The 23,615-nt window shown below is 36.1% G+C and carries 21 protein-coding genes, 2 pseudogenes and 2 riboswitches; of the genes and pseudogenes, 14 read left to right on the forward strand and 9 right to left on the reverse strand.

Annotation, left to right across the window (positions count from 1 at the left end; translation table 11 throughout):
* The first annotated feature begins 23 nt into the window (after positions 1-23).
* From WAK64_RS10665 to WAK64_RS10680, 4 genes are all read left to right on the forward strand, one after another.
* Positions 24-707, forward strand: coding sequence for an ABC transporter ATP-binding protein (locus tag WAK64_RS10665; RefSeq protein WP_336586954.1), 684 nt, complete (start codon positions 24-26; stop codon positions 705-707).
* Positions 704-3,319, forward strand: coding sequence for an FtsX-like permease family protein (locus WAK64_RS10670; protein ID WP_336586955.1), 2,616 nt, complete (start codon positions 704-706; stop codon positions 3,317-3,319). The genes WAK64_RS10665 and WAK64_RS10670 overlap by 4 nt, the downstream gene beginning before the upstream one ends.
* A gap of 388 nt (positions 3,320-3,707) precedes the next feature.
* A complete protein-coding gene (locus WAK64_RS10675) occupies positions 3,708-4,385 on the forward strand; it encodes an ABC transporter ATP-binding protein (RefSeq protein WP_336586956.1) in 678 nt (225 codons plus the stop codon).
* Between the two features lie 2 nt (positions 4,386-4,387).
* On the forward strand, positions 4,388-6,931 hold the full coding sequence (locus WAK64_RS10680) for an ABC transporter permease (protein WP_336586957.1): 2,544 nt from the start codon (positions 4,388-4,390) through the stop codon (positions 6,929-6,931).
* Between the two features lie 119 nt (positions 6,932-7,050).
* Here WAK64_RS10680 and WAK64_RS10685 read toward each other — a convergent pair whose 3' ends face one another.
* The 7 genes from WAK64_RS10685 to WAK64_RS10715 form a co-directional block, all read right to left on the reverse strand.
* Positions 7,051-7,176, reverse strand: a complete 126-nt coding sequence (locus WAK64_RS10685) for a YjcZ family sporulation protein (protein ID WP_336586958.1) — start codon at positions 7,174-7,176, stop codon at positions 7,051-7,053.
* A 425-nt stretch (positions 7,177-7,601) separates the two neighbouring features.
* The gene (locus WAK64_RS10690) at positions 7,602-8,198 is read right to left on the reverse strand and encodes an SdpI family protein (protein ID WP_336586959.1); all 597 of its coding nucleotides are present in this window, start codon (positions 8,196-8,198) and stop codon (positions 7,602-7,604) included.
* The gene (locus WAK64_RS10695; protein ID WP_336586960.1) at positions 8,195-8,476 is read right to left on the reverse strand and encodes an autorepressor SdpR family transcription factor; all 282 of its coding nucleotides are present in this window, start codon (positions 8,474-8,476) and stop codon (positions 8,195-8,197) included. The genes WAK64_RS10690 and WAK64_RS10695 overlap by 4 nt, the downstream gene beginning before the upstream one ends.
* Before the next feature lie 242 nt (positions 8,477-8,718).
* Complete coding sequence (locus tag WAK64_RS10700) at positions 8,719-10,023, reverse strand: DUF4179 domain-containing protein (protein ID WP_336586961.1); 1,305 nt, start codon at positions 10,021-10,023, stop codon at positions 8,719-8,721.
* Positions 10,016-10,537: a sigma-70 family RNA polymerase sigma factor gene (locus WAK64_RS10705; RefSeq protein WP_336586962.1), complete on the reverse strand. Its 522-nt coding sequence runs from the start codon at positions 10,535-10,537 to the stop codon at positions 10,016-10,018. Before WAK64_RS10705 ends, WAK64_RS10700 begins: the two co-directional genes overlap by 8 nt.
* A gap of 135 nt (positions 10,538-10,672) precedes the next feature.
* Complete coding sequence (locus tag WAK64_RS10710) at positions 10,673-10,795, reverse strand: hypothetical protein (RefSeq protein WP_336586963.1); 123 nt, start codon at positions 10,793-10,795, stop codon at positions 10,673-10,675.
* A gap of 337 nt (positions 10,796-11,132) precedes the next feature.
* Complete coding sequence (locus WAK64_RS10715) at positions 11,133-11,294, reverse strand: hypothetical protein (RefSeq protein ID WP_336586964.1); 162 nt, start codon at positions 11,292-11,294, stop codon at positions 11,133-11,135.
* Between the two features lie 247 nt (positions 11,295-11,541).
* Between WAK64_RS10715 and WAK64_RS10720 the strand changes: the two genes are divergently transcribed.
* Positions 11,542-11,637: a YjcZ family sporulation protein gene (locus WAK64_RS10720; protein ID WP_336586965.1), complete on the forward strand. Its 96-nt coding sequence runs from the start codon at positions 11,542-11,544 to the stop codon at positions 11,635-11,637.
* Positions 11,638-11,843: 206 nt separating this feature from the next.
* On the opposite strand, the gene WAK64_RS10725 is transcribed toward WAK64_RS10720, so the two are convergent.
* Complete coding sequence (locus WAK64_RS10725) at positions 11,844-12,314, reverse strand: hypothetical protein (RefSeq protein WP_336586966.1); 471 nt, start codon at positions 12,312-12,314, stop codon at positions 11,844-11,846.
* A 351-nt stretch (positions 12,315-12,665) separates the two neighbouring features.
* Between WAK64_RS10725 and WAK64_RS10730 the strand changes: the two genes are divergently transcribed.
* Together WAK64_RS10730 and WAK64_RS10735 are read left to right on the forward strand one after the other, a co-directional pair.
* Positions 12,666-13,364 (forward strand): Type 1 glutamine amidotransferase-like domain-containing protein, encoded by a 699-nt coding sequence (locus WAK64_RS10730; protein WP_336586967.1) that lies wholly within the window; start codon positions 12,666-12,668, stop codon positions 13,362-13,364.
* A gap of 175 nt (positions 13,365-13,539) precedes the next feature.
* Positions 13,540-14,529, forward strand: a complete 990-nt coding sequence (locus WAK64_RS10735) for an aldo/keto reductase (protein WP_336586968.1) — start codon at positions 13,540-13,542, stop codon at positions 14,527-14,529.
* Between the two features lie 221 nt (positions 14,530-14,750).
* On the opposite strand, the gene ade is transcribed toward WAK64_RS10735, so the two are convergent.
* Entirely contained in the window at positions 14,751-16,472 is a 1,722-nt protein-coding gene (ade, locus tag WAK64_RS10740) for an adenine deaminase (protein WP_336586969.1), read from the reverse strand.
* Between the two features lie 45 nt (positions 16,473-16,517).
* Positions 16,518-16,619, reverse strand: a riboswitch (purine riboswitch).
* Positions 16,620-16,993: 374 nt separating this feature from the next.
* Positions 16,994-17,082, forward strand: a riboswitch (cyclic di-GMP riboswitch).
* A gap of 52 nt (positions 17,083-17,134) precedes the next feature.
* On the opposite strand from ade, the gene WAK64_RS10745 reads away from it, so the two are divergent.
* From WAK64_RS10745 to WAK64_RS10770, 7 genes and pseudogenes are all read left to right on the forward strand, one after another.
* Positions 17,135-17,974 carry an EAL domain-containing protein gene (locus tag WAK64_RS10745; protein ID WP_336586970.1) on the forward strand — a complete coding sequence of 280 codons (840 nt, stop codon included), beginning with the start codon at positions 17,135-17,137 and terminating at the stop codon, positions 17,972-17,974.
* Positions 17,975-18,032: 58 nt separating this feature from the next.
* Complete coding sequence (locus tag WAK64_RS10750; protein ID WP_336586971.1) at positions 18,033-18,677, forward strand: GGDEF domain-containing protein; 645 nt, start codon at positions 18,033-18,035, stop codon at positions 18,675-18,677.
* 12 nt (positions 18,678-18,689) lie between these two features.
* Positions 18,690-19,217, forward strand: a pseudogene (locus WAK64_RS22415) (protoglobin domain-containing protein); the annotation flags it as partial.
* 234 nt (positions 19,218-19,451) lie between these two features.
* Positions 19,452-19,979 (forward strand): annotated as a pseudogene (locus tag WAK64_RS22420) (methyl-accepting chemotaxis protein); the annotation flags it as partial.
* Positions 19,980-20,681: 702 nt separating this feature from the next.
* Complete coding sequence (locus WAK64_RS10760) at positions 20,682-21,380, forward strand: hypothetical protein (protein WP_336586973.1); 699 nt, start codon at positions 20,682-20,684, stop codon at positions 21,378-21,380.
* A gap of 14 nt (positions 21,381-21,394) precedes the next feature.
* The gene (locus WAK64_RS10765) at positions 21,395-22,618 is read left to right on the forward strand and encodes a glutathionylspermidine synthase family protein (protein WP_336586990.1); all 1,224 of its coding nucleotides are present in this window, start codon (positions 21,395-21,397) and stop codon (positions 22,616-22,618) included.
* A 388-nt stretch (positions 22,619-23,006) separates the two neighbouring features.
* Positions 23,007-23,417 carry a VOC family protein gene (locus tag WAK64_RS10770; protein ID WP_336586974.1) on the forward strand — a complete coding sequence of 137 codons (411 nt, stop codon included), beginning with the start codon at positions 23,007-23,009 and terminating at the stop codon, positions 23,415-23,417.
* Positions 23,418-23,615 lie beyond the last annotated feature (198 nt).

The following is a 23,615-nucleotide window of genomic DNA, read 5'->3' on the forward strand; positions in this document are numbered from 1 at the left end:
TCATGATAGTTGGAGGTAATACAATGGAAATTGTAAAAATAGATCATTTATCAAAAATATACGGAAAAGATGAAATGGCGGTTAAAGCACTCGATGATGTTTCATTTTCAATAGAAAAAGGAGAGTTTGTTGCCATTATTGGACCGTCGGGTTCTGGGAAATCGACGCTTATGCATATGCTGGGTGGGGTGGATCGACCGACGAGCGGAACGGTAAAAATAAATGATACAGATATATATAACTTAAATGAAACACAGCTAGCCATCTTCAGACGTAGACAAATCGGGTTAATTTATCAGTTTTATAATCTCATTCCAACGTTAACGGTTGAAGAAAATATTACCCTCCCGTTGTTGCTTGATGGACATACGGTGGATAAGCAGCGCTTATCGGACATCGTTACTACGTTAAATCTTGATAAACGGTTGAACCATTTACCAAATCAATTGTCAGGTGGGCAACAGCAACGTGTCTCAATTGGTAGAGCGCTCATTAGTCAGCCTGCCTTAATGCTAGCAGATGAACCGACAGGAAATCTTGATAGCAAAAATAGTCGTGAAATCATGGATTTATTACTAGCATTCAATAAATCCTATCAGCAAACATTAGTGTTGATTACTCACGATGATCGAATTGCCCTTCAAGCCGACCGAATTATCACGATTGAAGATGGTAAAGTTGTAAAAGATGAGAGAGTTCGCTCATGAATATTGTTAATAAGTTAACGGTCAGACATTTAAAGAAAAATAAAAAACGTACGCTTGTAACAATGATAGGTGTTATCATATCCGTTGCCATGCTAACAGCGGTTGCGACGATTGGCTTTTCCTTTTTAGACTTATTACAAAGGCAAACAATCGCTGACGAGGGAGAATGGCATGTTCAGTATGAAGATGTAAACAAAGACCAACTTGAAGCCATCCAAAAGGATGATGCTACGGGTACTGTAGAAATTGAAAGAGATCGTGGCTTTGCTTACTTAGAAGGAAGTCAAAATCCCAATAGACCGTACTTGTTTATAAAAGAATATAATGCGCAAAATTCTAAGAAATTTCCCGTTGAATTAAGTGAGGGACGATTACCGAAAACAGCGAATGAAGTGGTGTTGTCAGAAGAAATAGTGACAAATGCCAAGGTGAAATATGAGATAGGTGACAAATTAACGCTAGATGTAGGAAATCGTGTTGTCACTAATTCAGAAAATGGAGAGATGATGGAAGGATTTTCTCAGTTTGGATCACTCTCCCGAGATCAAAATGGGGAAATAAATGAAGAAATAAATAAACAAATAACCTTAGAATATACGGTTGTAGGTTTCATTAAGCGCCCTAATTGGGAACCATCATCAGCAGGTTATACGATCATTTCTTATTTGGATGAAACGATGGTGGGAGAAAATGACGTTGTTAATGCATCGGTCATATTAAAGGAAGTGGATCAATCTTTATACACTCATGCTGAAGCTTTAGCGAAAACGAATAACATCCAATCGGTATACTATCATAATAGCTTACTTCAGTATTACGGTGTCACGGATGATGATCCGTTACAAGGTACATTACTAACATTTTTCTCAATATTGATGAGTGTCATCATGATTGGTTCGGTATCTTTAATATATAATGCTTTTGCTATTTCCGTATCAGAACGCACCCGTCATTTAGGCATGCTCTCGAGTGTTGGCGCGACGGGAAAGCAGAAGCGCAACTCGGTCTTTTTTGAAGGGGCCTTGATTGGTTTAATCAGTATTCCATTAGGCATAGTGGGAGGACTGGCTGGAATAGGCGTAACCTTTTGGGTAATCAATTCACTTTTTCAAGAAGCATTTGAGGTAACAGAATCATTGAAGGTAACGGTCACACCGTTGACGCTTCTCATTACTTCTATTCTATCGGTGTTGACGATCTTTATTTCAACGTATCTCCCAGCAAGAAAAGCAGCAAAAATATCTGCTATTGATGCTATTCGTCAAGCAACGGAAGTGAAGCTAACGGGTAAAACGGTTAAAACATCGAAGCTTATTCGAAAGCTATTCGGATTTGAAGCAGAAGTTGGTCTGAAAAACTTAAAAAGGAACAAACGAAAGTATCAAGCAACTGTCTTTTCGCTTGTCATTAGTATTGTCTTATTTTTAACGGTCTCTTTCTTTACCGATAATTTAAAGAAATCGGTTGAGCTTACACAAGAAGGAATTCAATATGATATTGTGGTTCATGGAATACAAGATAAGCAGTTAGCAGAACAATTGGTTAAAGCAGCGGGGTCCATGGATGAAGTAACGGAGTATTACCCCGTAACATCTTTATCAGGGAGAGCTCTCATTGATCAATCAGAACTAAATGATGAACTAAAAAACCAAGTGAAGAATGACCCAAGTATTTTACAAAATGGTCATTACTCTTACTTTTTAAAATTGATTGCTCTAGATGAAGAAACGTTAAAGGCCTATGCGAAGGACGTAGGGCTAGATTATGAAACGTTACAAAGCACAGAAAATATAGCAGGTATTGTCATTAATAGAAGCTTCGAAATTTTCAATGATAACCGTATTGAATCAGAAACGATTCAGACAGCTGTTGGTGAAAAAATCGATATAAATACAAGAGTTAATATTGATCCAAGTGTAGAGCAAAACAATTCTCATATGCAAACAGTAGAGATTGCCGCTAAGACTGATCAATTACCTGTAGGAGTTAGCACAGGTGGGTTCTCTGATTTAAATGTGGTGGTTTCAAAAGCGGCCCTTGCTCAATTGTATAGTGAAAATGAAGAGGAAGAACAGTTCATTAATACACAATTATTTATTAATAGTAAGGATCCATTAGCTACACAATATGAGTTAGAAGCCATCGATCCTCTCCTTTTTGTATCCAATGAACATCAGTATAGACAGCAGGAAGAGAATATGATTTTGATCATCTCGGTCTTTACGTATGGTTTTATCGTGTTAATTACGTTGATCTCTGTTGCTAATATCTTTAATACGATTTCAACGAGTATTTCCTTACGTAAACGAGAATTTGCGATGTTAAAATCAGTTGGAATGACTCCGAAAGGATTTAATAAAATGATTCGGTATGAAAGTATCTTTTATGGCTTGAAGTCCTTATTATATGGTCTTCCGATTAGTTTGATCATTTTGTACTTGATGCATCGCTCATTGATGAACTCTTTTACGTTTGACTTAACGCTTCCTTGGGCAAGAATTCTCTTTGTCATTGCTGTTGTCCTCTTAATTGTAGGGGGGCTTATGCAATATTCAAGCGCGAAAATAAAGAAAGAGAACATTATTGATGCGTTAAAACAAGAGAATATTTAGGGGTACACAAAGAGATTGTGTATCTATCTAGTAAAATAAAAAATAAAAAGTCGATGATTCCTCCTTTGGTAGGGAAATCGGCTTTTTATTTATTCTCTTACTGTTTTAACATGATGGGGATTTACTATTAAAAGAGATTCTGGTGGTTCTGTATTGATTATAAGAAGGATGCAAATGATTGTTTCGAGCACAACATTTTTATCTCTCTTTCTCAAGTTCCATTAATACTAGGTAGTTGCTTATAAGACGATTCTCCGATCCAAAAAAATCATAGAGATGTTATACATCCACTCCAGTTAAGTGACTAAATTGTTATTTTTTGAGTCACTTGGTAGTCATGTTTGCTAGCTAAACTATAGTTACCAAGAAGACAATAGGAGGTTTTACAATGGAAATAGTGAAAATAAATCAACTATCTAAAATATATGGAAAAGATGAAACGAGCGTGAAGGCACTTGATAATGTGTCGTTTTCAATAAAAAAAGGAGAATTTGTGGCAATAATCGGCCCGTCGGGTTCGGGGAAATCTACGCTTATGCATATGCTAGGCGGCGTAGATCGACCAACGAGTGGAACTGTAAAAATAAATGATACTGACATATACGACCTAAATGAAACACAGCTAGCTATCTTTAGACGTAGACAAATCGGGTTAATTTATCAGTTTTATAATTTAATTCCAACTTTAACAGTAGAAGAAAATATGACACTACCGTTGTTACTTGATGGCCATAAAGTGGATCAACAACGACTTTCTGACATTGTCACAACGTTAAATTTACAAAAACGATTACACCATCTACCAAACCAACTGTCAGGAGGCCAACAGCAACGTGTGTCAATTGGAAGGGCATTGATTAGTCAGCCTGCTTTAATGCTTGCGGATGAACCGACAGGGAATCTTGATAGTAAAAATAGTCGAGAAATTATGGACTTATTATTGGCGTTTAATAAATCCTATCAACAGACGTTAGTGTTGATTACCCATGATGAACGGATTGCGCTTCAAGCAGATCGAATTATTACCATTGAAGACGGAAAAATAGCTAAAGATGAGGAGGTTTGATTATGCATATTATTAATAAGCTGACTGTCAGGCATTTAAAAGAAAATAAAAAACGAACGCTCGTGACGATGGTTGGTGTTGTGATAGCGGTTGCTATGCTGACAGCGGTTGCCACAATCGGATTTTCCTTTATCGATTTAGCTAAAAGGCAATCCATCATAAACAATGGAGAATGGCATGTGCAGTATGAGAATGTCAATAAAGCACAACTTGGAGGAATCTTAAACGATGATAATACAGAATCTGTCGTCATTTCAAGAGATGTAGGCTATGCTTCACTACAAAACAGTCAGAATAAAAAGAAGCCCTACTTGTTTATAACAGAGTACAATTCTGAGGAATTTGAAAAATTTCCAATCGAATTAAGTGAAGGGAGATTACCACAATCACCAAATGAAGTCGTTTTATCAGAGGAAATAGCAGAAAACGGTAAGGTAGAGTATATAATCGGAGATACGTTGTCATTAGGGGTAGGTGACCGCGTAGTAAGCGGAACTAACAATGAGTATAAACTACTTCAAAGCAGCCCATTTGGAAATGAACCAGAAGATTTAAAAACCAAAACAACTAGTGAGTATACAGTTGTTGGCTTTATTAAGCGTCCCACATGGGAACCATCAAGTGCACCAGGCTATACGATAATTTCTTATATTGACGAAGGGCTGATTAAGGAGAATGATATCGTTACTGCATCTGTTTTAGTAAAGGAAGTAGACAAGTCAATCTACGGCAATGCAAATGCTTTAGCTGAAAAAAACAACATTGAAGTCCTTAATTTTAATAATTCGTTGCTTCGTTTTTATGGTGTGACAGATGATGCAGCCCTACAGTTATCGGTACTATTAGTTATTGTCATTATGATCGGTGTCATTATGATTGGGTCCATTGCTCTTATATATAATGCTTTTGCTATTTCTGTCTCGGAGCGTACACGTCATTTAGGGATGCTTTCAAGTGTAGGAGCAACGAAACGGCAGAAACGAAATTCAGTCTTATTCGAAGGAGCATTGATTGGCATAATAAGTATTCCAATTGGTCTTATTAGTGGGCTAATAGGTATAGGCATTACCTTTTATTTTATCAATTCTATAATTAGCGATATATCTGAGTTTTCCGAGCAGCTAACGGTGGTTGTTACACCTCTTTCGATTTTTGTTGCCCTAGCCGTATCGGTGTTAACCATTTTTATTTCTACGTATATTCCTGCTAAAAAGGCATCAAGGATTTCAGCCATAGATGCTATTCGACAAGCGTCCGATGTAAAATTGTCAGGAAAAGCGGTTAAAACATCAAAACTTATTCGAAAGCTTTTTGGATTTGAAGCGGAAATAGGCTTAAAAAACTTAAAAAGAAATAAGCGAAAGTACCGTGCCACAATATTTTCACTTGTTATTAGCATCGTTCTCTTTTTAACGGTTTCGTTCTTCAATGATGATTTAAAGAAATCATTGGGAGGACAAGGCATAGATTATGATATTAGACTTGAATATTACGAAGAAAATGATTCCTATATTCAAAAGGTTGATGCAATGAACGAAGTAACGGAATATTCAGAGCTTCAAAGGATCTATGGAAGTGCCTCTATTGATATTAGTAAAGTTCCAAATGAGATACTAGAAGCGAGCAGTGGCAATACTTCTAAACAGTTCAACTACAGTTTAAATGTAATTGCTTTAGACGATAAAGACTTGATGGAATATGCAAATGACGTAGGGGCTAATTATGAAGGGCTACAAAGCACCGATCGTGTATCAGGGATTATCATTAATAGTAGTGTAGGTGAGATTGATGAGAAGCAAGTTCAATCCAAAACAATGAATGCAGAAGCTGGAGATCGTTTCTCCATTAAAATGGGAGGAGAAAATAGTCCGTCTACGGAAATCACAATTGCTGCCTTGACAGACCAATTACCTCTTGGCGTAAACTTTAGCAGTATGGGTGAGTTACAGGTGATTGTATCGAAAGCTTCATTCAATGAACTATATAATATGCACGGAGAAACTATATTTAAAAAACATGAACTTTTCTTAAAAAGTAAGGAGCCAATGGCAACTCAATACGAACTGGAACCATTTATTGAGTCAAGTACGATGTTAAATAATGTATACGAAGAAAGAGTGAGGGCAGAGCAGCTTCAATTAATCCTATCGATTTTCACGTATGGCTTTATCGTATTAATTACTTTAATTTCAGTAACAAATATTCTTAATACGATATCGACAAGCGTTTCCTTGCGAAAACGGGAGTTTGCGATGTTAAAATCTGTTGGAATAAGCCCGAAAGGCTTTAATAAAATGATCCAATATGAAAGCATCTTTTATGGACTAAAGGCATTGTTGTATGGAATTCCGATTAGCATTCTTTTCATGTATCTTATTCATTTATCTTGGATGAATAAATTTGTCTTTGAATTTGAAATTCCATTCACTAGAATACTATTCGTCATTGCTGTTGTTCTCATCATTGTCACGGCGCTTATGCGATATTCTAGCGCGAAAATTAAAAAAGAAAATATTATTGAAGCGTTAAAGCAGGAGAATATTTAATAAAAACTATTAGCAAGTAAAAGTTTATGTTCAAGTATTTTAGAGAAGCTATACGATTGTATGGGAAAAGCCGATGATTCCTTAGGAATCATCGGCTTTTTCTAAATGCTTGGGCGCTATTAGTAAAGGAACGCAGCTCCGACAATGATTAACAAGATAAACAAGACTACGATTAATACGAAGCTACTGCCAAGACCTCCACCGCCATAGCCGTATCCAGCATGACCGCCACAGAATCCACACATATAGTTCACCCACCTTCTTTTCGTATTAATAGTAGTATATGGTCGAATTATCTGAGAGGTGTGGACTAGTTATGGAAAACTAGGTCAAAAATAGAGAATATGGTCCATTATTTAAGAAGAACGCCGTTGTAAAAGGTCCTGAGGTCGATGCTTGTTTCTGTGAGAGCTGTGGATATGTTTTTTCTAAGAGTAAGATATCCCCAAAAATTTTTATGAATCTTACGAGTGTTTTTTGAGCATTCTAGCTAGGTTTTTAGTGTATTGTTCATAATGAATTAGGCTGTGTTTTGCAGAAAGAATGCACTCCATTTAGAGTGCATTTTGTTAAATATGCTTAATTCAAATTCTCCAAGTCTAGTTTTTTTGATGATATTCTGAACAAAATCTATAATTTTCAATAGAACTAACGCCAGTAGGGTACTTTTTTAATGTGTTTTATATGCTCTAAATGAACGATATATGGATATAAGTAATGTACACGAAAGAATGGTAAAGAATCCAATGAGTATAAGCTGTTCCGGAAGAAACACACAAAGTAACATTAATATCCCTCCAATAAAGAATGGGAAAGAAAAAGGGCGTAGTACAATGTTCCAAACTTGATGCGTTGATTTAGTCAATTGTGAGGAGGATGGAAGCAATTCTAGTTGAAATCTAGGTAGGGTGTTAGCTGTGGTGATAAATACGATACCTACGCTTAGTGGAACAAGCAGGATTAGATTAATTTCAATACCCATTACTAACAAAATCAAACCTAAATGGAGTGCGGTTAGTACTAGTGATAATGATAAAAAAATACTTTCAATTCCCTTTTGAAATCGAAGATAATCCTCTTGTGGTTTAATTAGTTTCGGAAGTAAGAACAGATTACTGTTTACAATGACCAGTGTAAAAGGAATACTAAATAAAAATACTTCCAGTGAGCCGTAGCTTGTTCGTTCAACTGAATTTGTAGCAAATACATAAATACTTACGCCAAGAGAAATAAGTGTTAAAAGACTTATACATATTTTTTTAATCATTCATTTTCCTCCTTTTTGTCTGTATGAAATTGAATAATCCATTTCAATACTTCTTGAAATACAGTTGAATTTAAAGAATAATAAACATACTGTCCCCTTTTTTTCGCATATACTAAATCAGCATTCTTTAAGACAGATAAATGTTGAGATACACCTGCTTTACTCATTTCAAAATGATTCGCAATTTCTCCAGCAGTTAAATCTCCATTTCTTAACAAATCTAAAATCTTTCTTCTATTTTCATCAGATAAAGCTTTAAATAATTCATTGATGGCCACATAATATTCCTCCATTACAATATTTAAGTAATTACTTAATTACTTAAATTATAACTGATTGGAATAAAGTGTCAATGGGTACGAGAAGTAGGTTTAAATAAGTATAAATCAAAATGCTTCTTCTCCTGAAGATTTAATGTTGGTTTTGTAAAACAATTGATTACTTTCACCAGAATGATAAATAATAATTTGGAACTGCTTCACAAAAAAGGCGGTCCTGGCTAACAGGTCCACCTTTTTTATTATTTTATTTTTATTTTATCCTTTCCTTTAATCCATTTAGGGTAATAAGAAAGCTCAATCGTAATCGGGTTTTGAGAACTAATTATTGCAGGCAGATTCATGCCTATTCTTCTTACGCCTTTTTCATAGGTACTCATTGATTGTGTGGAGTGTTCTAGTTCTTTCCCTTGTGCATCTATCACTTTGCTGAAGATAAAGTAATTGAATTCCCTATTGGTTCGTAAGTCAAAAACAAGCTCACCGTTCTCCTTCCGAACATTGTTTAGATGACTGCCAGCAGGCTGTTTTAGGATTTCGAGCTTTTCTGTATCCACTACAACTGTTGCATTGTCCTTATCAATTGCTTGAGCATTGTTTAAGACAAGGTACAACTCTTTAGGTTCCTTAAAATAGTTACTTTGCAAATAGATTTCCTGTTTTGAATCTTTATTACCTGACCCTGTTACCCCATTAGAAATCTTCCCCCATACCTCATTGTTCTCATCCACAAGACGCAGGTCTTCCAGATGAAGAATCTGCCTTTTATTATTTGGATCCACCTCCAAATGAACAGCTGCTCTTATGGGATAGATAGTTACCTTTTCAATATTTATCTTTTCTCCTTCTAACTCCAAAGATTGATTGACAGGGTATTCTTTTTTTTCTTTAAATTCATTAAGTGTAATCGGTAGAGAGTATTGCCGACCTTTCACCTCTATATCTACCACATACTCCTTAGCTGTCAGAGGCACTTCAAAGAAATATTCAATCTCTCCACTGTATGAGTACTCCCCTTCATCTGACCGATGGGGTTCTCCGTATGAACTAGATGCTTCATCAAGAGGGGTGCCGTTTTTAGCTTTCAAGTTCACTTTATCAATCCTAATATCTTTTATCTTTTTGTCTGATTCCAATGTATAAAAAAGAACGATTCCCATTTCATCGGATATGGCTCCATCGATTGTTACTTGCAAGCTGCCTTTTTTATCAGATACGCCAATCTCCTGATAGTATTCATGTTCAACAGCAGCCATTCTTCCTTTATCATCCCTGATCAGCTCGACAATTTTTTCCATCCCAGGTATCCCGGAAATATAGCTTGCAAAAGCAGGTGAAACCCGAATCGTAGAAAAGAACCCTATGAGTAAAAGTGCTGCCGCAAGGAAGCTATAGAAACCTTTCTTTTTTCTAGTACGCTTTTTTTCTTCTGTTTTCGCTCGATTGAACCCTGCCGTGATCGCTTTATCCAGCGAATCGAGTGAAACAGGGGTGTTTTCTAAATCCTGTTTTAAATGATGTAGTTGTTCCTCTTCCCGTTTAAACATTGAGATTCCCTCCGTTCTCCTCGAGCTTCTCCCGTAGCGCTTTAAGCGCTTTGTTTAGCCACGTTTTCACCGTTCCTTCAGGGCATTGCATTGAATCGGCGATATCCCTTATTTTTAGGTCATGAAAATATTTTAAGGTCAGGATTTCTCGTGACCGTTCATCAAGGCTTAGCATCGCGTCTTTTATTTCTAGGTTATTATGATTCTCTGAAACTCCTTGAGACTTTATAAGTTCATCATCAAACAGAACGTGCTTCTTCTTTTGTAGCTGATCATTACAATAGTTGATCATAATCCGGATGAGCCATGTCTTAAAGTAATAAGGTTTTTTTACGTTCCGAATCCCCTTGTATGCACGATAGGTGACTTCCTGTACAGCTTCTAAGGCTTCCTGATCGTTTCGTAAAAAAGAAAGTGCTGTTTTATATAAATCAATTTTAAACAGCTGGATGAGCTGTAAAAATGAATCGTCATCGCCTTTAATCGCTTTACTGGCTAATTGTTCAATCTCCAAATCCTCGCCTCCTAACCTACCTATATATTAGACCGTAAAGGTTGGAAAAAGTTTTATTTTTTTAGAAAAATTTTATTGAGGCCTACAGGATGTAGGTCATGAAGGCATTGCGACAGGACGTCGCGAATTTAGCCTTCATTCCTTAATGCACCCAAGTTTATACGTCGCTGAACGGGCAGTTCCGCATATCGGTGTTGTCCAGCTCCACTGCCCAGCGACTAGTAAACTTGCGCACTCCTCCTTTCGATAAGTCAACATCGACTCGCTTTGCTCCTCGTGTTTCCTTTATCTCAAGGCCTACAGGAAGTAGGTCATGAAGGCGTTGCGACAGGACGTCGCGAATTTAGCCTTCGTTCCTTAATGTTGTCTAGCTCCAGCGCCTAACGTCTAGTAAACTTGGTCACTCCTCCTTACGATAAGTCAACATCGAATTTCTTCGAAATTCGTGTTTCCTTTATCTCATGCGGAGTGGGTCAAGTTTATACGACGTTGATCAGGCGCTTTCGCTTTTCATGTATCAGGATTTCCTGCGTGCTTCGTCAAATGCCTGTCGCTGCTGAGCGACCCGACTCCGCTTAGGCCTACAGGAAGTAGGTCATGAAGGCGTTGCGACAGGACGTCGCGTATTTAGCCTTCGTTCCTTAATGCACCCAAGTTTATACGACGCTGAACGGCCGCCTCCGCTTTTCGGTGTTGTCCAGCTCCACTGCCCAGCGACTAGTAAACTTGCGCACTCCTCCTTACGATAAGTCAACATCGACTCGCTTTGCTCCTCGTGTTTCCTTTATCTCAAGGCCTACAGGAAGTAGGTCATGAAGGCGTTGCGACAGGACGTCGCGAATTTAGCCTTCGTTCCTTAATGCACCTCAAGTTTATACGTCGCTGAACGGGCAGTTCCGCATTTCTAATTCTAATTGGGTATTTTTCTTATTTTATGTATAAGCCCTTTCTTTTTTTGAGTTTCTTCATATTCTGTTAATAGGAAATGGGAAAGGGGTGATACTATGGCTGGAGCAGGAGCAGGTTTTGCTCTAATTGTTGTCTTGTTTATCCTACTAATCATTGTAGGAGCAGCATTCCTTGGAGGATACGGTTATTAATTCCATAAAAAGTTAGTGGCAATGACTAAGCTAAGCCATTACTAATGGGAGGGGGCACATTTCTGTTGTTAGAGCTGTGCCCTTTATTTTATGAGAGAAAAAATGTAAGAAAGTAAAAAAATTCGTTTTAAATAAAAAACAAAAGAATGGAGATAAATGCTCCATTCTTTTGTTTATGTTAGAGACTAACGAAAATTAAAACATCTCTATAGCTGAGTGAAACCTTCTTCTTCTAGATAGGAAGTTGCTTCTTCATATGTTGAAAACGTGGCATCTAAGTTCAAGCCAGCATATATATTCCACATTTCATCTTCGAAAATAAGAATGAGCGTGTGCTGATTTTCATCGACCCATTTTTCTTCTTTTTCTTCGCCAATGATTGCCGCTTCCACAGTTGATTTTGGTGAAAGGGAGGCAATTGATCTTTCAATTATGGTTGTAAGTTGTTCTTTGGTAAAGTCACGAATATTGACCATTCCCTTTGGTCCAAGTTCATAGCCGGAAAGTTCTCCAGCGTACACAAATCCATTTCCGTTAGGGTGTAAATGATAAACGACATTCTTTTTATCTGATTTACTTTCTTCATATTGAAAATTAATTCGTCCTAATGATACTTTTTTTTCTTTTAGTTGGGGAAAAGATGAAATGATGGTTAATTTTTCTTCAAAAGTAAGCATAGATCCTCCATAGATTAAATAGTTGATTGGCTAAGTATATCATAGCCTATCCATATGCCAAAGAGGTGGTTCGTGTAATGTATGGAGTAGTAAAATAAATGCCTGTTGAATAAAGGAATTTTTATGAAATGAACTTTTGCTCTTAAAATAATTATAGTAGTATTGTTGTAACTAAATCTTACCATTTTAGACGAGATTAGATCTTAGAAATGAAGATGGAACAATAGAACAGTCTTTATACTGAGAAAATCCGTGAATGATGATGTTGTTTCAAAACGGCTATTTTTATGTACTGAAGAGGAAATAAACAAACTCTATTCAAAATAATTTATATATTGGAGGGAATAGATTATGCAACAAATTATTGCTTTAGGTGGCGGGGGTTTTTCAATGGAACCGAATAATCCGCTCCTTGATACATACATTCTTCAACAGGTAAAAGATAAGGAACCGAAAATCTGTTTTATTCCAACAGCTAGTGGTGATGCTGAAAACTACATTGCACGCTTTTATAAATTTTTTGAAAAACAAGCATGTCTTCCTACCCATTTCTCTTTGTTTAAGCCACCAACGACAGATTTAGAAGGTTTTTTGCTGGAGCAGGATATTCTTTATGTAGGTGGAGGCAATACAATTAATTTGTTAGCACTTTGGAGAGAGTGGGGAGTTGATAAAATTATTCAAACAGCCTACAACAAAGGGATAGTTCTAACGGGACTTAGTGCGGGCTCTTTATGTTGGTTCGAAGAGGGAGTTACGGATTCCTTTGGTGATGAGCTCCGACCTATTAAAGGCCTAGGGTTGTTAAAAGGAAGTCACTGTCCACATTATGATGGAGAAGATAATCGAAGACCTTCTTACCATGAGACTATATCAGCAAAAAATATAAAAAGCGGGGTAGCAGCAGATGATGGTGTCGCTCTTCATTATATAAACGGTAAATTGATTAGAGTCGTCAGTTCAAGGCCCCAAGCGCATGCTTATCATGTTTCATTAAAGGATGAGAATATTATTGAAAAGCGAATGTCAGCAATGTATTTAGGAGATTAATAGTCTTGATTAATTTATAACTCGTGTGGAGAAACAGCATTTATTTTGTCAGCAAAGTTTATTTAATGTTACCAAATCATTAGCTCTGTTATAATTCTGATAAAGGGTTGAAACCGTAAGTCAACTAAATGGACTGTTTGAGGAAGTACTATGAAAATAAAAAGAGGTGAGATTAATGTCAAAAGCAACTAGAATTCCCTTAAGGATGTTAGGAAAGAGCGACCTGAATATTTCAGCAATTGGGCTCGGTACGTGGCAATTTAGTAAAGGGAATAACTTGATTGGACGTTACTGGTCTGATTTGAATGAAATAGATATTCAAAAAATTGTACAAATTAGCTATCAAGGTGGAATCAATTGGTTTGATACCGCCGAAATTTATGGGAAGGGTAAGTCTGAAGAAACCTTAGCTCAAGCATTAAATATGCTAGAAGATGGTGGAAAAGAAGCTTACATTGCGACGAAATGGTGGCCTATGTTTCGTAAAGCAAGTTCCATTACGAAAACAATTGAAGAGCGAATTTCTGTATTGAAAAATAGAACCATTGATTTATACCAAATTCATCAACCTCACTCCTTTTCAAGTATTAAGGCTGAAATGGAAGCATTAGCAGAATTGATTCAAAATAAAAAAATTCGCTTTGCAGGTGTTAGTAATTTTAATGAAAAGAAAATGAGGGAAGCACACGAAGAATTAAATAAACATGGATTCCCGCTTGTTTCAAATCAAATGAAGTATAGTCTTCTTGATCGTCGAATCGAACATAATGGTGTATTGGATGCTGCAAAAGAATTAGGAATTACTATTATTGCTTATTCACCTCTTGAGCAAGGGATTCTTTCTGGTAAATTTCATAAAAATCCTGAGTTGATAAAAAATATAAAGGGGCCACGTAAATATACATCTTGGTTTAAGAAAAATGGACTAGCAAAAACGGAACCTCTTATTGAGCTACTAGAAAAGCTAGCAAAGGAATATGAAGTGACCCCAACACAAATTGCTCTTAATTGGTTAATTCATTTCCATGGGGATACAGTAGTGGCAATTCCTGGTGCAACAAAGGTTCAACATGTTGAGCAAAATATTGGAACTTTAACATTCCAATTGTCGGACAAGCATTTACAGGAAATTGACCAAATCTCTAAAGGAATTAGTACAGATTAAGATAAAAAGAGGCTGGGACATAAGTATCCCACTCATAGGAAAAACCGAACTATAATGAAAACTCGAATATAGAGTTTAATTATAGTTCGGTTTTTAGTTTTAACTCTTAGTTTTATAAGAGATTATTCGGTTTTGAGAATGGTACATTTAGTTTTGTCCCAGCCTCTTTTTCGTTTAAACGATAAATAAATGTGCTAATTCAATGTATGAACAGAAGTCTTTTATAGGCTAACGGGAATATGTTGAAACGTTTTAACATCAAACAGCCCTTTATCCGTAAGCTTTAACTCGGGAATGACGGGAAGGGTTAAAAAGGATAACGTTAAAAAAGGATTAAACTCAGGTTGAAACCCTGACTGAATTAACGTTTTCTTTAACTGAACAAGTTCTTCATTCACTTTTTGATATGAATCTTCTGACATCAACCCTGCAAGTGGAAGAGACAAGGAAGCGATTACGTGACCGTCTTTTACAAATACTAATCCACCGTTCATTTTTTCAAGGGCAGAGATAGCACAAAGGATATCTTCATCATTTGTACCAGTGACCACTAGGTTGTGAGAATCATGCGCAATCGTGGTGGCAATCGCGCCTTCTTTTAGTTGAAACCCTTTGACAATACCTAGTCCAATATTTCCTGTTCCATTATGTCTTTCGATAACAGCTAGCTTAAGTTGATCATTTTTAAGTGATGGTAAAAAGCAATTGTTGGCTACATCAACTTCTTCCACCACTTTTTTTGTGACGAGGCTATTCGGAATAATTTCAATAATATTTGCTTTTGAAGATGTGGTTTTAATTTCTAATTGTTTAGTCGTTAAGTTTGGCAGTTGAACGGTATGAGTTAATGAATGCTTTGCAGGTGTTGATGAAATTGATTCTCCAACATATTTTCCTTCGGATGCTACAAGTTTGCCTGCTTTATAGACACTTGTGATGTTGAAGGAGTCAAGGTTATCAACGAACATTAAATCAGCCTCAAACCCTGGTGCTACAGCCCCTTTTGTCTGAAGGCCATAACATTGAGCTACATTGAAGGAGGCCATTGTCACCGCTGTGATGGGTGCTAAACCAAGCTGGATAGCAAGCCTCACATTGTGATCGATGCTACCTTCTGTAATAAGGTCATCTAAGTGCTTGTCATCTGTACAAAACATACAACGTGACATGTTATGAGGTGTCACAACATTAAGTAAAGCTGATAAGTCCTTGGCGACAGAGCCTTCTCGAATTAATAGATGCATTCCTCTTTGCAGACGTTCCTTCGCTTCTTGAATAGTTGTTGCTTCATGATCAGTTTGGATTCCAGCAGCACGATAAATATTAATACCATCACGATCCAAACCAGCTCCGTGACCATCAATTTGAGATGTCATCGTAAGCTTATCGAGAATAGAACTTTCTGCTGATTTAACGGAAGGAAAATCCATCACCTCCGCTAAACCGAGTACTTGCTTTTTCTGTAGAAGAGGTTTGAGATCTTCTGCCAGTAGTGTCGCACCATTATGTTCAAACGGCGTTGCTGGCACACTTGATGGGAGCATAAAAAATATTTCTAATGGAAGATTTTCTGAATTACTAACCATATATTGTATCCCCTCAACTCCAGAAACATTGGCAATCTCATGCGGGTCTGTGATAATCGCTGTGACACCATGTGGAAGGACTACTTTCGCAAATTCAGAGGGTGAAATTAATGAAGATTCAATATGCACATGAGCATCAATGAAGCCCGGGCATATATACTGATTTTTTGCATCGATGATTGTCTTCCCATCATATTCTCCAATGCCAACGATCATACCATCATGAATAGCGATGTCTCCAGTAAGCAATTCACCATTAAATACATCTACGATTTGTCCGTTCTTAATCACGACGTCAGCTAGTATGTCTTTACTTGCTGCTTTTATGAGTTGGGTAAGCTGTTGTTTCTTCTGCATAAAAAACCTCTCCTTCTCTAGACGTATGAGGAAGGAGAGGTCATAGGAATATTCTCTCTTCCTCGTAGTCAAACAATTTACGGTAGTTTGGTAGAAACTTTTGGACCATATTTCCAAGGTTATACGAGGTAGTAATTATTTTCTTTAAAAAGTATATTGTTAAACATTCTATCCAGTCAGCTATTGACTGTCAATCTTTTTTGGGAAATCTCTAATAAATAGAGTATATTCCAGTATAAGGAATGCACATAAAAACTATAAGATGATTAGCTATTGAAAGGGTGGGGTGTCCTATATAAGAGCGATTTCAGGTGTCATTACATATGAAAAGGATTTTTAATAATAATTTTTGAATAATAGAGTGATAGTAAAGATAGGTATTTCAATAAAATTAATTGTCTTTTATTTCCAATAAATGTGCTATTTAATAATGTAAATTATAGTAGTAATATGTGGTTATTTATCGTTGAAAGTGTATTCAATCACTGTCATTTATGGTAGAATAACCCTAGCTAAAAGAATATGTAAATGGGCAAACTAATTGAAAAATTAGGACGCAAAGCTAAAGGGGCTAACGCTATGTTATGAGCAATGCCAGCCAGTTGCGAAATTCAAAGGAATCGATTTTTATTGCTGCCCATTTTTTGAGGTAGCTATTTTTTATGGATTTGGCAGTTGATACAGAACCACATAAGTGGTTCACCCTCAATTTAGAGAATATTCTTATAAAAAGAGAAGGAGCGACAGAGATACTTATGATGAATGTTCCAATTGAGAAAATCGTTAAAGAGAGGTTATTCACACATGTCTTTCAACCCATTCACATTGTTCATACGGGGGAGATTACCGGTTACGAAAGTTTAATTAGATGTGAGTATTTTTCTTCCCCTACTGCACTATTTCAAGAGGCAGACAAAAAAGGACTATTGTTTGAACTTGATTGTGCTTCTATGTTAGAGGCAATGAGAGTGTACAAGTTTCACTACAGAAATGAATTAATCTATCCAAGGTTATCCGTCAATATTCTTCCATCTACGCTGCTCAATCCTTCCTTTAAATCCTTCTTAGAAGAAGCCATTGTAGATGTACAATTTCCGATGAACAGAATGGTATTCGAGATTAATGAAGCGGAAGCAATTCCTCATCTTGAAACATTAAATGACAGTATTCATGATTTAAAAAGTATAGGAGCGCTAGTAGCGCTGGACGATTTAGGAAAGGGACAATCTTCGATTCGTTCAGTTATTGAATTAGAGCCAAATATTATCAAGCTTGATCGTTATTTTGGTAAAGATTTATCTAAACACGCTCGTAAACAACATTTTCTAAAAAGTCTTGTTTATTTTTTAGCAAGGGACCATATCGTGTTAGAAGGAATCGAGTCAGAAGAAGATCTAGAATGTGCAAGGAAAATAGGCGTACACTTCGGACAGGGGTACTACTTAGGGAAGCCACATTCTGTAGAAAAATGTGAATCATTTCCGTTAAACTTTTTACCATAACAAGAAAATCCTACATCCTAGCGGTAAAAATAATTCTTAGGAATAGGTGATTTGATATATGAAAAGTCATGGGCGTACGCTAGTTCTATTTTTTATAACAGGTTTTATATTATTGTTTATCGCAAGTAGATATTATGACTTTAGTAGTATGTTTGCAATTGAAGTAATAAACATTAGCCTTGTTATTGCGTTTAGTTTACTTTGTATTCTAGGTTATTTATTGGCTTATTACTACGATAAATATCGCTATATAGCAAATATTGATGTTTTAACAAAGGCGTATAATCGCTATTATTTTTTGAAGGCTTTTGAAAAGAAAAAAAAAGCAGAGGCTCCTTTTTATATAAAGTTAATTGATCTAGACGATTTTAAAAGAATAAATGATCGTTATGGGCACCAAAAAGGTGATGAAGTATTGCAAACAATCGCTAAAGTATTGTTGGCTTGTTTTCAAGATAAAGGCGTAGTTGCTCGATGGGGAGGGGATGAATTTGTTATCATTACGACAAGTGAGGATGAGCATTTTCATGAGGAGATTGATCGTGCATTACAATCCACGTTCCCTGAAGAGTTGGTATCCCTTTCAATTGGTCTAGCAGAATACCCTTATGACGGAGCTTCACTTGAACAATTATTAAAAATAGCCGATAAAAATATGTATACACAAAAAGAAGAAAATAAGGGATATGTTATGACCAAGTAATAGGGGGGCAACATGAAAAATATTTTTAGAAAGTCAAAAAATGCAACTAAACTGATCCTAACGGATAATGTGAAAATTGAGATTAAAGATGAACAGCTATTAATGCAATTGAAGTTAATATCGCTATCTGAAAGTGATTTACAATACAGTTTAGCTTTAAAACCTATTGTAGAAAAAAATATAGACTCAATTGTAACAAGATTTTATCAAAATTTGCAGCTAGAGGATACGTTAACGAATATTATTACTGAACATAGCTCTGTAGAAGCTTTGAAAAAGTCGTTAACGACTCATATTGTCGAAATGTTTTCTGGAGTGATAGACGAAAATTATGTGAGGGCTAGACATAAGATTGCGTACGTCCATCAAAAAATAGGCTTGCAGCCAAAATGGTATATGTGCGCCTTTCAAGACTTACTAATGTCCATCACGACTCTCATTGAGCAGCATATTGATGATAAACAGGAATTTGCTAATGCTTTAATTGCGGTGACAAAGCTTATTAACTTAGAGCAGCAAATTGTTCTTGAAACCTATCAACAAGAGAATGACCGATTTAAGGAAGAATTAGACGCACAAAAGCATTCACTTCGTCAAAAGGTCTATGATATGTCTCAAACTTTAGCCGCTACTTCTGAGGAAACGAGTGCATATATTCAAGAAATAAGTGCACAAACAAGAGAAATTGCAAGCTTTTCTAAAACAAGATTGGAAGTAGCTGCGGAAACAGAAAAGGAAACAAATAAAGGAAAAGAAGACCTTACCATTCAAAAACAACTTATGGAGGATATTAGAAAAAGCACCGTCGATATTTCCACAGAAGTAGGTGTGTTAGAGCAAACAGCAAATGAAGTGAAAAATATTGTTACACTTGTTAACAATATTGCTGAGCAAACTAATTTACTCGCCTTAAATGCAGCAATAGAAGCTGCGCGGGCTGGAGAAGCTGGAAAGGGATTTTCGGTTGTTGCGAGTGAAGTTAGAAAGTTAGCAGAAGAGACAAAAAAATCTGTTTCTCATGTTTCTGAATTAATTTCTGGAATGAATAATCAAATTGACGTTATTGCTGAATCAATAAGTAAAGTGTCTGATGTAACCATTGATGGGGCTTCACGAATGAATGATATGAACGACTTCTTTAAAGTGATTGCTAGTATGATCCATAATAACATTGAAGACAGTACACAGCTAGAATCTGAACTAAGCCATATTGCTACAGTTATCGAAGAAGTGAGTTCAACCGCTACAACTATTGCAAATAGTGCTGATGAACTTAGTCAGCTGTCAGAGAACATGGGGTAATAGAAATGACTACAAAAAAAGCACTCCAATTACGTAATTGGAGTGTTTTTTTTGTGAATATCACCATGGATAAAAATAGGTCTATAATGTTGTTTAAACCATTAATAGAATGAATTCAAGAGACTTTAATATCTTACATATCTTAAAACAATAATACTAGAAGTTTGGATAAAAACCTATAGTAGTATAACTATGAATCCTATCATTGGAAAATGTGCTAAAATTAGGTGGATCATGGAGGTATCTATTACCAACTCCATATATGAAATAAATACTAGTAGAGGGACTAGATTATATAAATATATATTTTATCGACGTTAAAAAAATATGGGACTCTAGTTACCACTTAAGAGCCTATCTTGGTTTGAAATCATTGAAACTAAACGGTTTATCCTGCGTATTAACTAAGTGGAGGGATGGAAATAGGCCTACTTTAAGCATTAGCCAATTCAGTAAGGACTATTATAGCCAGGTGTAACCTCAATTTATGAGGAGGCAAGGTTCTTATCTGCTGAAAGAAATACTGAAGGGTAAGGTAGCGACTCATTCATTGTGCTGATGAAATGAATGATCACACACTTTGGATTGAAACAATAATAGCCTTTCAAGTGATAAATTGTTGTTGTATAAAGTGGAACTACCTATACGTTGAGATTAGATTGTTATAAATAGACCTTGATACTATTCCAACTGTAGGCTAACGTGAACGAGACTTCGGAAGGATATGTCAAAGAAAGAGGGATGATGTTGTCTAAAACGAAAAAAATGATGAAAGGTCTTTCTGCAGCTGCCTTAATTATAGGAATGACAGGTTGTGGCAATGACGTTCCAGAGGAAAATTCAAAAGAAGAGGTTGAAAATACGAATGATGTTGTGAAAAAAACAGAAGAAACACCTAGTGACGTGGAGGAAACAGAAGAAGTACCTAGTGATGTTGAAGAGATAGAAGAAACACCTAGTGATGTGGAGGAAACAGAAGAAGTACCTAGTGATGTTGAAGAGATAGAAGAAACATCAAGTGATGTGGAAGAAGAAGAAATCCCACCTCTACCAACTGAGAACAGTTATTGTGATGAATTTGAGTGGGATAGTGAAGAAGAGTACTATGAATGTGTAGATGATGAATCAGAGTATTATGAACATTACTTTTACAAAGAAGGATTTTACAGCACAGCTCTTGACATTCGTAAAAAAAGCAAGCCAGTCTTTGTAATAGGCGCAGCAACATCAAAAAAAAATAAGGACGCAAAGGCTTCAAACAAAGATACAACAACTGAGAAACAAAAAGAAAATACAAGCACAGTTTCAACATCTCAATCAACCTCAAGCAGTATTAGTAGCTCAAGTAGCACTTCAAAAAGCTCAGGATTCGGAAGTAGTTCTGGCTCTTATGGAGGATAAAATCAGTGAATAAGATGAACGCTGAGTATATTCAAAAAAGAAAGCAGTTTTATAGTCGTATATCGAATTTTTGGGCGGATTTGTATGGAGATGAATATGCCTTATATGATGTTAGAATGGTTAATCATGCCCAAGTGGAAAAAATTCGAATGATTTCAAAATATGTGTCAACAATTTTTCATAAAACAGCACATTTATTAAGGAATGCAGATGATGAAACTCTACTGGAACTTGGATTTTCAAAAAGTACGTTGCCCTTTATACGTCTACAGACAAACAACGCTGAAACCGTTATTAGTAGACTTGATTTGGTTGAAGTGGATGGAACTTATAAAGTACTAGAGTTAAATGCGGACACACCAACATTTATTAAAGAGTTATTTTACGTAAATAAAAAAGTATGTGAAGAATTTAGAGTGGTTGATCCGAATGATTGTGAAGAAGAAATCTTATCAAAGGTCGTTACATCCTCTATTATGAAAGCATGCACGAACTGTAATGACCCCTATGTTGTCTTTACTTCACATGAACATAATATAGAGGATCAATATACGTCTATGTATTTGCAAAGTGTGGCTAACCTTAAATCTACCTATGTGCCTTTATCAAAGCTACAAATAGATAAAGAAGGATTATATGATCCAAATGGTAGAAAGATTGATGTGTTATATCGTCAAACGTTCCCAATTGAACAACTTATTTTAGATCGAGGAGAACGAGGTGAGAAGATTGGAGAAATGCTCCTGGACTTAGTTTTAAACCAAAAGCTTGGTATCGTGAATCCACCTTCTGCCTTTTTGCTTCAATCAAAGGTCGTTCAAGCAGCCATTTGGGGATTGCATGAAGAGAACAATGCTTTTTTTTCGCAAGAAGAGCATACTTGGATTGAGGAATACTTTCTACCTACCTTTTTAGAAAAAGATCGGTTTGTTGAGGAAGGTCATAAATATGTAAAAAAACCAGCATTCGGGCGAGAAGGGGATACCATTGAAATATACAACTCGAACGGAGAACTTCTTTTTGAAGACAAAAGTAAGTCTTATACGGAGTATACGCCCGTATACCAAAAGTTTGTTGAGTTACCTATGTGTACCTTTCCATCCGTAAGAGGTAAACAAAGGGGACATGTCATGATTGGCTCGTTTTTGTTAAATGGTGAACCGAGTGCAATTGGGTTTCGTGTCGGGAATCCGATAACAGATAATCTATCATACTATTTACCAATTGGGTTGGAATAGAAGAAGTATGGAGAAATTGTCTGTAGGCTTTTGACTTAGAACTGTAAACTCTTTCATTTTTTCTCCAAGTGAAGCTATTAAATTGCTATTTTTTTAATAGAATGTGGTTTGGAGGGGAATAGTATTTAAATACACTCTATCTGGAATGGAATCATTCGTAAATAATTGGCCCGTTAGTATTTTATTATTAATATACAATGCCACATGCTACTGGATGAATTTTTACTTTAAATACAATCAAGGTAAAAAATGAGTAAGTTAGCGGGATGTTTGATTAGAAAAAAGAATATCAATAGGTGAAATTAAGTGTAATACATAAAAATTCATAGAACAACGATTTTAGGGAATGATGAGAGTATTCTATTCTATATAAGGAGTGAGAAATCAAATGCAGCAATCAATTGCACACGTCGCTTTAGTTGTGAGAGATTATGATGAAGCAATCGATTTCTATATAAATAAACTCAATTTTATATTAATAGAGAATACAGAACAACCTGGGCAAGATAAGAGGTGGGTAGTAGTTTCTCCCCCAGGGTCAGTAGGGACAACCTTACTATTGACGAAAGCTTCTAAAGAAGAAGGGCGTTACATAGGAAATCAGACTGGAGGAATAGTATTTCTAATTCTACATACTGACGACTTCTGGAGAGACTACAAGGAAATGATAGTAAAGGGTGTAGAATTTGTAAGCGAACCAAATGAACAACCTTATGGAACTGTTGCTGTATTTAAAGATTTATACGGAAATTTATGGGATTTAATTGAACGAAGTAGCGATCACCTTAGTCCCAAGTGAATATTTACTCGCACATTACAAAGTGCTAATGTTGGGCAAAAAAAAAGTCTAATATGTCCCTTACTAAAGGAACAAATCTTATTAAATTAATTAAGGAGTCTTAGGACTCTTTATTTTTTTGTCACGGTTTTCATACAATAGTTATTACTTGAAATCGAAGGCTGATTAACAGGTAGCTCACCACCACAGATAAGGCAG

Origin of the sequence: Bacillus spongiae (genome assembly GCF_037120725.1) — a bacterium.
Classification (GTDB): domain Bacteria; phylum Bacillota; class Bacilli; order Bacillales; family Bacillaceae_K; genus Bacillus_CI; species Bacillus_CI spongiae.